Annotated in this window: 10 protein-coding genes and 4 pseudogenes; 4 read left to right on the top strand and 10 right to left on the bottom strand. The window is 60.9% G+C overall.

Annotated elements, in window-relative coordinates; genetic code table 11:
* Positions 1-122 precede the first annotated feature (122 nt).
* Together AC6CHP_RS19990 and AC6CHP_RS19985 are read left to right on the top strand one after the other, a co-directional pair.
* On the top strand, positions 123-641 hold the full coding sequence (locus AC6CHP_RS19990) for a transposase (RefSeq protein WP_498231837.1): 519 nt from the start codon (positions 123-125) through the stop codon (positions 639-641).
* Positions 596-1,189: pseudogene (locus tag AC6CHP_RS19985) on the top strand (transposase). Before AC6CHP_RS19990 ends, AC6CHP_RS19985 begins: the two are co-directional and overlap by 46 nt.
* 287 nt (positions 1,190-1,476) lie before the next feature.
* On the opposite strand, the gene AC6CHP_RS19980 reads toward AC6CHP_RS19985, so the two are convergent.
* The 10 genes and pseudogenes from AC6CHP_RS19980 to AC6CHP_RS19935 form a co-directional block, all read right to left on the bottom strand.
* Complete coding sequence (locus tag AC6CHP_RS19980) at positions 1,477-1,698, bottom strand: hypothetical protein (protein ID WP_498231835.1); 222 nt, start codon at positions 1,696-1,698, stop codon at positions 1,477-1,479.
* A 151-nt stretch (positions 1,699-1,849) separates the two neighbouring features.
* Positions 1,850-2,197 carry a DUF202 domain-containing protein gene (locus AC6CHP_RS19975; protein ID WP_498231833.1) on the bottom strand — a complete coding sequence of 116 codons (348 nt, stop codon included), beginning with the start codon at positions 2,195-2,197 and terminating at the stop codon, positions 1,850-1,852.
* A gap of 2 nt (positions 2,198-2,199) precedes the next feature.
* Positions 2,200-2,601: a YidH family protein gene (locus AC6CHP_RS19970; RefSeq protein ID WP_498231831.1), complete on the bottom strand. Its 402-nt coding sequence runs from the start codon at positions 2,599-2,601 to the stop codon at positions 2,200-2,202.
* A 277-nt stretch (positions 2,602-2,878) separates the two neighbouring features.
* A complete protein-coding gene (locus AC6CHP_RS19965; RefSeq protein WP_498231829.1) occupies positions 2,879-4,177 on the bottom strand; it encodes a sulfatase family protein in 1,299 nt (432 codons plus the stop codon).
* 31 nt (positions 4,178-4,208) lie between these two features.
* The gene (locus AC6CHP_RS19960) at positions 4,209-5,051 is read right to left on the bottom strand and encodes a carbohydrate ABC transporter permease (RefSeq protein ID WP_498231827.1); all 843 of its coding nucleotides are present in this window, start codon (positions 5,049-5,051) and stop codon (positions 4,209-4,211) included.
* Positions 5,044-5,985: a carbohydrate ABC transporter permease gene (locus AC6CHP_RS19955; protein ID WP_498231825.1), complete on the bottom strand. Its 942-nt coding sequence runs from the start codon at positions 5,983-5,985 to the stop codon at positions 5,044-5,046. Before AC6CHP_RS19955 ends, AC6CHP_RS19960 begins: the two co-directional genes overlap by 8 nt.
* Positions 5,982-7,262: an extracellular solute-binding protein gene (locus AC6CHP_RS19950; RefSeq protein WP_498231823.1), complete on the bottom strand. Its 1,281-nt coding sequence runs from the start codon at positions 7,260-7,262 to the stop codon at positions 5,982-5,984. The genes AC6CHP_RS19955 and AC6CHP_RS19950 overlap by 4 nt, the downstream gene beginning before the upstream one ends.
* A gap of 156 nt (positions 7,263-7,418) precedes the next feature.
* Positions 7,419-8,450 (bottom strand): LacI family DNA-binding transcriptional regulator, encoded by a 1,032-nt coding sequence (locus tag AC6CHP_RS19945; protein ID WP_498231821.1) that lies wholly within the window; start codon positions 8,448-8,450, stop codon positions 7,419-7,421.
* Between the two features lie 267 nt (positions 8,451-8,717).
* A pseudogene (locus AC6CHP_RS19940) lies at positions 8,718-8,804 on the bottom strand (DUF202 domain-containing protein); the annotation flags it as partial.
* Positions 8,805-8,835: 31 nt separating this feature from the next.
* A pseudogene (locus tag AC6CHP_RS19935) lies at positions 8,836-9,021 on the bottom strand (hypothetical protein); the annotation flags it as partial.
* Between AC6CHP_RS19935 and AC6CHP_RS19930 the strand changes: the two are divergent.
* Together AC6CHP_RS19930 and AC6CHP_RS19925 are read left to right on the top strand one after the other, a co-directional pair.
* Entirely contained in the window at positions 8,939-9,220 is a 282-nt protein-coding gene (locus tag AC6CHP_RS19930) for a DUF4862 family protein (protein ID WP_498231819.1), read from the top strand. The pseudogene AC6CHP_RS19935 and the gene AC6CHP_RS19930 sit on opposite strands and share 83 nt — an antisense overlap.
* 527 nt (positions 9,221-9,747) lie before the next feature.
* A pseudogene (locus tag AC6CHP_RS19925) lies at positions 9,748-10,227 on the top strand (SUMF1/EgtB/PvdO family nonheme iron enzyme); the annotation flags it as partial.
* Positions 10,228-10,269: the final 42 nt, after the last annotated feature.

Genomic DNA, 10,269 nt, shown 5'->3' with positions numbered 1-10,269 from the left:
CACCAACCTCTCAGATCAACAAAGCTAGCGGGACTGTCTGAGTATCGTTGGATCCGTGCTTGGCCTGAACTCCGAGTGTTTCCCGGCGGGGAAGACTGATCATGAGCTGAAGCATGGGTCTCATGGCGACTGATGTGGATCAGCAGGAATTCGCGCGGCAGTTCCTGGCCCAGGCCAGGGAGCAGGGCATCGACCTCGTCGGACCGGACAGGCTGTTGAATCGGTTGACGAAGAACGTTCTGGAGACCGTTTTGGAAGCGGAAATGGACGAACACACCTCGGCTACGAAAAGCACGACGTGTACCGTTGCGGGAGCGGGAATTCCCCAACGGTACACGCACGAAGACAGTGTTGACCGGGATCGCGCCGGTGGAGATCGACGTGCCACGGGACACCGGCTCGACATTCGATCGGCAGGTCGTGAAAAGCGGCAGCGTCGGCTGACCGGTTTTGATGCGATCGTGTTGTTGTTGAGCGGGAAAGGGCTCACGACCGGGGAGATTGCAGCGCCCTTTGCCGAGGTGTTTGGTGCCAGGGTGGGCTCCAAGGACACCATCTCGCGGTCTACTGAGAAGGTCATCGGGGAGATGACCGAGTGGCAGAACCGGCCCCTTGCCGCTCTACCCGGTGGTGTTCATTGACACGATCCACGTACAAGGTCCCTGACGGTCGGGTCACGAACCGGCCGGTGTATGTTGCGATCGGCGTCAGTGTCAATGGTGAACGCGACATCCTCGGGCTGTGGGCCGGGGATGGAGGCGAATGGGCGAAGTTCTGACTCTCGTTGCTGACTGAAATCAAGAACCGCGGCGTCGAGGACGTCTGCATCACGGTCTGGGCCCTGGCGGTAGCCCAGCTGTGCATCGTGCCCCTGATCCACAACACCTTCCGGTATCCGGCTCGGCAATACTGGGATGAACTGTCCCGTGATCTGCGCTCGGTCTTCACGGCACCGGCCGAGGCTGCGGCGAAGGGGCGCTTCGTTGAGTTCCCGGGCAAGTGGGGCGAGCAGTACCCGGCGATCATCCGGCTGTGGGAGAACGCCTGGAGCGAGTTCGTGCCGTTCCTGGACTACGACGTGGAAATCCGGCGGGTCATCTGCAGCATCACGCCATCGAATCCGTCAGCGCCCGCTACCCGGCGCGCGGTCCGGCCAGAGGCCATTTCGCCACCGAGCAGGCGGCCCTGACATGCCTCTACCTCGCCACACGGGCACTAGACCCCAAAGGTAAAGGCAGGGTGCGATGGGCCGCACGTCGGAAGCTGGCTCTAAACACCTTCGCCATCAGCTTCGACGGAAGAATCAACTAAATCCCAACCCAGAATCCACCGAAAATCGGACAGTCCTGGCGCGTCAGCAACCTGCCGGGACAGTAGAGCTAGGTACCTTTGTGCGGGCGACCGCGGGGACAAGCCGGATGTCGCGGTTTGGGTCTAGTCAGACCTGCACGATGTAAAAGGCCACTACGGGGGGCTTCATGGGCTCGATTTTTCAACAATGAGGCCTGGGGCCACGTCCTCGGTGAGTTCGATGGTAAAGGTTGCATGGCTCTGCCGTGTCACCATTATTCCCTTACCGGGGCTGACCAGGGCTTGTTCGATTGCTTGGGAGACTGCTCGATCCAGTGTGCTTTCCAAATCGCGTCGTCGAGTGATCCGGACTGTGGTTGGGCAGGTGATGGTATTGAAGTCAGGCATGTTGCTTCCTTAGTTTTGGTTCTTGCGGGCCGCGGAAGGTGTCGCGCCAGGAACTGAGGTGTCTTCATTAGAACTGGGTGCATCTGCTGGGTCAGAAACGCATCTCATGCGTCCGTACCAGCCGAGGCGGTTGGGTTTGACCGATCGGGGGTCAGCGTTCGAGTGGTAGGTAGAGAACGGTGTAGAGGCCGAGGACGGCAAGGGTTACGACGCTGGCGGCAAGGGCTGCTGGTGGCCCAAGGGCTGGAGGCATGTGTTCCTGGTTGATGCCGTGAACTGACCGGTGGAAACGGCGTCGGCTGCTGACGCCGATGGCTAGGGCAGTGATGCTGGCGCTGGCTACCAGTATGCCTGCGAACCAGCCGTGGTGCGTCATCCAGCGCAGAAACATCGCAGCAACGGCTACCAGTGCAAGCATGGTCCGGCGCCAGGCGAGGTCCGTTCGTTCCGGTTGCAGACCACTGTCGCTGTGCGTGGGCTGGTCCTGTTTCCGGGGCATTATCAGGCTGGTCGGGAGAGCACGAAGATGACCATTGCTGCGGCAACGAGGGTGCCGCCGGTGGCGAGCAGGGGAGCGATCAAGGGCAGGGGCAGCGGGGTCTTGTGTCTCATGGAGCGTTCTATGTTGAGCCAGCGGAAGAACGAACCGGCCCCGATAACGAGGGCCAAAGCCAGCAGCAGCACCGCGACGGGTTTGCGCAGCACCGGGTCGAAGAGGTCAGCCATAAAGGCTTCCGCTGCGACGCCTCCAGCGAGCAGCGCCAAAGAGGTGCGGATCCAGGCAAGGAAGGTTCGTTCGTTCGCCAGGGTGAACCGAGGGTCTGGCTCGATTCCGCCTCTGAGGATCCTGGCGGATATGCCAGTCCGACCAGAGTCATCATCTGCGGGTGCGTGAACAGGCAAGCGTAATTCCTTCTCTGAAGCGGTTGGGAGTGGCTGTGCGTGCTGACTGCGTGAGTGCATGCAGCCGGCATAGCAGTTCTCGAAGGACGCCACTGATCCTGCCAGGCGTGCGAAGCTCGGTATGGGAGGGGCTTCGCTGCCTTTGTACGGTTCAAGGGAGTTTCGCTTGAGACTGTCGAACATAACGACTATGGCGCGCAAGATATGCGTCCCTCCTTTTCGGCTGCGGTGTCCTGTCCCAATGGCACGGAACAGGACACCGCACGCTGCAGTTATTTCAGCCTCGTGTCTTGACCTTGTTCCGCGACGGTGCAGGCGGCGATGGCACCGTCCCGTCGAGCACAGGGTCTGCACTTGCCAGAAGATGGTTTGTGAGCTTTTCGGCGAGTTCGTTGCGCAGGGGGAGCAGGCTTGGGTCATCTGACCGGTTGTCCAGCTCCCACGGGTCTGTGTCAAGGAGGTACAGTTCTTCGGCAGGACGGGGCTGGAGGTGCTGGTCGTCCATCCCGCGGCGCGTTTCGCTGTCCTCAAGGTCAAGGGGCAGTGGAAGCCGAGGCGCGTCCGTGAAGTTCCGGATGTACTTCGCCGTCCTGGTGCGGACAGCCCGGATTGGATCGTACCGGTCGTGGTAGGTCTTCTCTAGGAACAGGGCCCGGTCCGGCTGGTTATGGTGCCCTTCACGGAGCGCGCCGAGCAGGCTGATGCCCTCTATGCTGGCGGGAGGTTCGGCGCCGGCGATTTCCGCCAGAGTGGGCAGGACATCCAGGTGGCTGGCAAGAGTTTCCCGGCGCCCTGCCACCATGTTCCATGAAGCCGGGGGTCTCAGGAGCAGCGCGACCTTAACTCCTGAGTCGTAGAGCGTGCTCTTGGCTCTGGGGAAGGCAACGCCGTGGTCTGTTGTGAAGATGATGAGGGTCTCTTTGCCGCTCCCGTCAGAATCAAGTGCCTCGAGGATCTGCCCGACCGCGTCGTCCATCTGGCGGATCGCGCCATGGAACTGGCTGATGTCGCCCCGCGTGTGTTCGTTGTCAGGCAGGTACGGCGGGACCTCGACCTTTGCCGGATCGGCCGGTTCGTAGTCTTCGACAGGCCAGGGGCGGTGGACTTCCCACAGACCGATGGAAGCGAAGAACGGGCGCTGGTCAGGCTGGTGGGTGAGCCAGTTTTTGGTCAGTTTGGCCACTTCCAGGGCGCGGGGGATGAACCCGAGTCCGTGGACCTCTTCGTAGCCCAGGACGCGGGAGTCGAGGTCTTCGTGCTGGAGCCCGATGAGGGCGGTGCGGTAACCCGCTGAGGCCAGCACTTCGGGGAGAGTGACGACATCGGGGTTGTAGTGCCAGCCGGCATGACTGAGGCCCATGAGCCCGTTGGCGTGGGGGGACTTTCCGGTGAAAAGCGATGAGCGTGCCGGCGTGCACAGGGGCGAGGTGGCGAAGGCGTTGTCGAAGACTATGGAGTCTTCGGCCAGCCGCTGCAGATTGGGGGTGGGAACTGATGTGTGGCCGTAGCAGGAGAGCCAGTCGCCAAGGTCGTGGCAGTGGATAAGGGCGATGTTGGGCAGGTCGGGGCGATGCATATCGTGTACTCCCAGTGGTGACATTTTTGGTTTAGCCCTTCACGGCACCGCGCGTGAGGCCAGCGACGATCTGGCGGTTTGCGACGACGGCCAGGATGATGATCGGGATTGCGGTAACGACGCCGACAGCAGCCATACCGCCGTACTTGATTTCCTGAGGCTGGATGAGCGTGGCGATGCCGACGGTGATGGGGGACTGGGTTCCGCCGGTGGTGAAGACGAGGCCGAAGAGGAACTCATTCCATATCTGGATGGCGGTGAAGATCGCGACGGAGGCGATCCCTGGCATCGCAAGGGGCAGCATGATCCGGCGGAATGTGCCGTACTCGCTTGCACCGTCGATGGAGGCTGATTCGCGCAGTTCCCCGGGCAGGGAGTCGAAGTAGAACTTCGTCATGATGGTCGCAAATGGGAGGTTGAAGACCGTGTTGAGCAGAATCAGCCCCATCAGCGTGCCGCCGAGGTTCAAGGTGGTGAGCGTGACGAAGAGTCCCGGTACCAGTGTCATCGGCGGAATTACCTGCAGCAGGCCTGCGACCGACAAGACGACGACAACCATGCGGTTGGACCATTTGAGTTGCGAGAGGCTGTACGCGGCAAAGGTGCTGACAAGGAGGCACAGCGAGGTTGCGCTGACCACAAGGACGAGGCTGTTGAAGACCTGCGGTCCATATATCTGCCCCGGGGCGAACACCTCGGTGAAGTTTTCGAGTGAGAACTCAAAATTCCAGCCAGGGGTTATGATCGCCCGCGGTTGCTGGAAAGCAATGACGACCATCCAGATCATCGGGATAACAGTGGCCAGCACGGCACCGGCGAGGACGACGGTGACGAGCCATTTTCCGCTTGAGCGGCGTACGGGGGTATCAGCCACGGCTGGACCTCCTCATGAGGGCTTGGAAGGCGAAGGCGAGCAGGAGGACGACGGTGACCAGGAGGACGACGGTAACGCTGAGCGCTGCCCCGTAGCCGTACTGGAATGATCCGAAGAAAACGTTGCGCAGGTAAATGGTGATGACGGTCGTGGCCGTGCCGGGACCGCCGAATGTCATCAGGTACATCTCGTCAAAGGCTTTCACGCCCATGACGATGCGGATTGCTGCGGCTCCTGCGATGGCTGGCATGAGCAGCGGCAGGATCACGTAGCGCAGGGTCTGCGGGTACTTCGCACCGTCTACGCTTGCGGCCTCCAGGACCGACGAATCAAGCCCCCGGAGTGCCGTGTATACGAAGAGGAAAACGATAGGTGTCCAGTGCCAGACGTCGAGGACGATGATGCTGGCCATCGCTCCGGCCGGGTCTCCCAGCCATGCCTGGGGAGCGATTCCAAGCCCTTCCAGGATGCGGTTGAGGAGACCGATCTGGGGGCTGAGGATTAGAAGCCAGATGACGCTGATGACCACCGGGGCGAGGATCGCAGGCCAGATGAGGATGTTCTGGACGAATTTCTGTGCCCTGACGAGCCGGTCGGTGGCAAGGGCGAGGGCGATGCCGAGGATCAGTGTCAGTGCGACGGTGAAGAAGATAAACACCGCAGAGTTCCATAGGGAGATCGCAAATGTCTCGTCCGAGAGCATTTGGGCGTAGTTGTCAGCGCCGATGAAAGTCCACAGGAGTCTGCCGGCGGCCACCCGCACCCGCCCCAGGGACATCCAGACGAGCTGGATCACCGGGAACGCCACCAGAGCCAGGAAGAACAGTCCCAGCGGGGCGAGCGTCAGGTACTTGAACCAGGGAATGGGCTTCCGGGGCGCGCGCAGCGCGGACTCCTGGCCGCGCCGCGCCCGGTTTTCGACAGCGGTCGTCACTTCAGGTACCCGGCTTCCTCGACCGCTTTATGCACGCCCTTGTCCATCCGATTCAGGGCCTCATCAACGGAAATCGTCCCGGCGAGATACTGACTGATTGCCGGGTCCGTTGTCTCAAGGATCTTCGGGGTGAAGGGGTAGCGCAGGCCGCCGCGGATGTCCTCGGCCGAGTTGACGATCGCTTGAAGCTCGGGGCGTTCAGTCGTGATGTCCGTGCGGGTCGTCACCCCACCATATTCGGCCCACTTCTGCATGGTGTCCTTGCTTGTGAGCCAGGTGAGGAAGTCGTAGGCAGCCCTGGAACGTCCCTCCGGCAGGCCGGTGGGAACGCCCAATGTCCAGGTGCCGCTCACTGGTGCCTTGCCGGGCACGGGTGCATAGCCGATCTTTCCGGCCACGTTGGAGCCTGAAGGATTCTCCAGAGCCGCTGCCACTGCTGCGACGAAAGTGGCGTTCAGGACACTGCCGCCCTGCATAAGCGAGGTCGCCTCAGCCTGGGCAATGGTATGGGGTGCCGGCGGACCAACCTCCGCAAGGCGCTTGAACTCCTCAAGGGCCTTCCGCGCCTCGGGCGAGTTGATGTTAGGAGTCCAGTCGCCATTCTTCTCATCCTTGAACCAGGACCCGCCGTAGCTGAACAGCAGCGAACTCCAGTCATAGGTCGGGGTCTTGCCGCGAAGTACGTAGCCGCTTGCTACGGCCCCGGAGGCCATCGCCGTCTCGCTGTTCTGCACGACCTCGTCCCAGGTTTTCGGTACCTGGAGGTTCAGCTGCTCGTACAGGTCCTTGCGGTAGTTGAAGAGATGGATATTGCCATTAATCGGCAGGGAGTATGCCTCCCCCTCAGGGGTTGTGGTCCTGTTCTCGGCATCCCACTTCCCGACGCCGTCAAAATCAATGAGGTTTTCGTCCCACTCAAAGTCGGGGTCGATGTCCTTCAAAGGCTGCACCCAGCCTCCGTCATAGAATTGGCCCACCCACTGTTCGTTGATCTGGAACAGGTCAAAAGCGTTAGAACCAGTCTGGGCTGCATTGGCCTGTTGCGTCAGGAGACCTTCGAACGGGAAGGTGGTCAGGTTCACCCTGATACCCGTTTCGGCCTCGTACTCCGCGGCGATTTTTTTGTAACTGGCCAGCCACGGAGTTTCAGCCGTGGCCAGATTCAGTTCCTTGACGTCTTCCTGGTCCTGGTTCGAGCTCGGACTGCAGGCCGATAAGCTCCCCGTCAAGACAAGCGCGGCAGCAACAGCCGCCGCAATTTTCCGAATGGTCAGCATTGACTACTCCTATTTAGATCGATCCAATTATGAAATTCCGCTTAATCTACACGTAATCTTGGTATCAGTGAGAGGTGGGAGATGTGTGGTCAGTACCACGTTTTTAGATCGGTCCAAATAGAATAGGTGCAGACTTGAGGGGGTGTCAACGGTTTTTCACCGAACTCCACACCCGCAGGACTCGCGAGCCTTCAGTTCGGGACCGAAAACAATGTTGGGATTACCTTCGGCATCGCCGTTAATCAGCCTGATCAGGAGGTGGGCCGCCTCAACGCCCATATGTCGAGCGCCGACGGCTACGGAGCTTAGTGAAGGCGACCATGTCCGGGCGTGCTCGACATCGTCCCAGCCAATGACCCGAGTCTGCATGCCAACGTCGATTTTGGCGTCGCGCAGCGCGCGCATCAGGCCGAACGCTATGGCGTCGCTGTGGCAGACAATGCCGTCCGGCAATTTTGACTTTCCCAACAATCTGAGCGCTGTTTCGTAGCCCGCTGTGCTGGAGGTCTTGCTGGGTACCGACCAATCGGGGTCGATCAAAGCTCCTGCGCCGCGCGTAATGTCTTCGAATCCCTGGCGGCGTTCCTCCCGGACGCGGACGTGTTCGGGACCCCCGAAATATGCGAGGGTTGTGCAACCGTGATCGAGCAGGTGCCTCGCTGCCAGCTCCCCCCCAGCTCGATCGTCAGAACCAACATACGGCGAGCTGAATCCCTGAAGCTTCCTGGTGAGGACAACCACAGGAACGCCCAGTTGGGCCGGTGGCTTCAGGGACGCCTTCGTCGAACCTATTGCGGGAACCACCAGTAATCCGTCTATCCGGTATTCCAGTAGTGTTTTCAGGAGTTCATCCTGCTTGTGCGGATCTTCTGAGCTGTTGCCAAGGAGCACCCGATAGCCGGAGGGACCCAGACCCTCCTCTACGGCTTCAACTAATTCTGCAAAGAACGGATTGCTTAACCCGCCGACCAGGAGCCCAACACTATGACTTCGCCGCATGCGCAAGCTCGCAGCCCGCCGGTCGTAAACATATCCGAGCTCTTCAGCAGCGGCGAGCACTTTGGCGCGGGTTTTGCCAGCCACGAGCGGGCTATCCTGAAAGACCAGTGATGCAGTCGACCTGGAGTAGCCGGCATGACGGGCCACATCAGCCAACGTGATCCCTCGTTGCCCCTGCGTCTTCTGCATGACTGGCCCTCACTCCTGTTTAGATCGATCCTAGTATAGGCCTTACAATTTACCGCCTTCGTAAGAACGAGCAGAGCTTTGGTAATCGTGGTGAAGCGACCGGGTGGGCCGCGGTGGCCGGCAGGGGAGCCGCCCTCGGTCATCTTCAGAGACTTTTGTCCCAGAAGACGGCGATGGTGACAAGGACGTCCAGCCAGCCGGATGTCTCTATCGCCCGGCTACTTAAGCGCCGTGGCTGCATCACGTATTGCCACGGGACAACGACAAGATTCCACTGACGGTCACTAGGGCCTTCATGGTCCGGCCCCAGGCGAGGGTGGTCCGTTCCGGCTGGAGGCCCGGGTCTCCGTGCATTCCTGAGGATTGGTTGTTGCGGGCCACGCGCTCAGCGCCAGAGAATGAAGACCAGGACGACGGCGGCGGCCAGCGCGCCTGCCCCTGCCAGCAGCGGGACGATCAAGGGCAACGGCAGCGGTGCTTTGTTGCGCATGCTGCGTTCCACCCGAAGCCAGCGCAGAGCGGAGCCCGTACTTAGCAGCATGCCGAGCAGCAGCAGAAGTATGGCGAGGCCCGCCTATCCCCGTGACCGTGGCCTTCTACGCGGTCTCGTCTTCTCCGGATGCGCCGGTGAGGACACCAGGTATGGCAAAGCCTGGGCCGACGTTCATGTCCCTCCGGCACCAGAAGCGGCAGCAATGCAGAGTCTCGGCACAACCGGGCCGGGTGATGGGCTCTTGGAGCCCGCCTCCCTGCTCACGTTGACCGGATGAAAGAATGTCTGCAGGCTGCCGGCACATCACAATCATCAGGGTTCCGGGCCATCAAAGTCGGGGCACCGCCGGACGCGACTGTGGAAGAAAGGGTAGCGGTGATATCTCAGACGCCCGTCGCAGCTCAACGGGCTTGCTCAGGCCTTTAACTCTCGCCAGAGGCTCTGGGGCACTGAGTTTGCAAGTCGCGGGTTAAAAGGTGGCTGCAATTTCGAATGGGGTTCGAAACCTGAAGCCATCGAATCGAAGCGCCAGCACTGGCACACATGACAAATGGTGCACACCAGAAGTGCGGCACATAAACAGTCCGGAGCAGGCCCGGCTCCAGAGGCCGGGATTAGATGGCCGCCGGACTCGGCGAAACCTTTCAACGAACCGGTGCGCGAAGCACGGAGCACTGAGCGATCAGGGCCAAAATGACTGACGAGAATGCCCTGGATAATACGACCACAGCTTCTGTAGCAAGCTGATGTTCGGCCCCGTTCAGAACCGGACCGGCCCCCGAAGAGCAGAAAACGCAGGAGACGATCAACGCTGCCGCTGGAGCCGGTTATCTCGACGTGCCTATCCCCGCCGGAACCTTCATGATGGGAGATTCCTTCGATGAAGGCTATCCCGCAGACGGGGAACTCCCGGTCCATGCGGTGGTGCTGGAGGCTTTTCGTATGGACACCACTGCGGTGACCAACAAGCAGTTCGCTGCCTTCGTAGACGCCACGGTCTACAAGACCGAAGCGGAGACGTACGGCACGTCGGCCGTTTTCCATCTTGCAGTGCAGGCCAAGAGGAAGGACATCCTGGGTACAGCTTCCGGGTCACCCTGGTGGCTGACAGTCAAAGGCGCCGACTGGGCCCACCCTGCAGGGCCAGGGCAGCACTGGTCCGAGATCCCGGACCACCCGGTCGTCCAGGTCTCCCATGACGACGCCCTCGCCTATTGCCGCTGGGCTGGACGACGCCCGCCGACAGAGGCCGAATGGGAGTACGCCGCCCGGGTGGGTTTGGAGCAATAACGCTTCAATTTTTCGTTCGGTGTCGATGAAGAGAAG

The organism is Pseudarthrobacter sp. GQ63, from assembly GCF_059758765.1.
The sequence above is the reverse complement of the archived record's forward strand: the minus strand, read 5'-3'. Positions and strand labels throughout refer to the sequence as shown.

Coding starts and splice junctions, on each gene's coding strand:
- AC6CHP_RS19990 (WP_498231837.1), top strand. CDS start 123: ATGGCGACTGATGTGGATCAGCAGGAATTCGCGCGGCAGTTCCTGGCC.
- AC6CHP_RS19980 (WP_498231835.1), bottom strand. CDS start 1,698: ATGCCTGACTTCAATACCATCACCTGCCCAACCACAGTCCGGATCACT.
- AC6CHP_RS19975 (WP_498231833.1), bottom strand. CDS start 2,197: ATGCCCCGGAAACAGGACCAGCCCACGCACAGCGACAGTGGTCTGCAA.
- AC6CHP_RS19965 (WP_498231829.1), bottom strand. CDS start 4,177: ATGCATCGCCCCGACCTGCCCAACATCGCCCTTATCCACTGCCACGAC.
- AC6CHP_RS19950 (WP_498231823.1), bottom strand. CDS start 7,262: ATGCTGACCATTCGGAAAATTGCGGCGGCTGTTGCTGCCGCGCTTGTC.
- AC6CHP_RS19945 (WP_498231821.1), bottom strand. CDS start 8,450: ATGCAGAAGACGCAGGGGCAACGAGGGATCACGTTGGCTGATGTGGCC.
- AC6CHP_RS19930 (WP_498231819.1), top strand. CDS start 8,939: ATGCTGCGTTCCACCCGAAGCCAGCGCAGAGCGGAGCCCGTACTTAGC.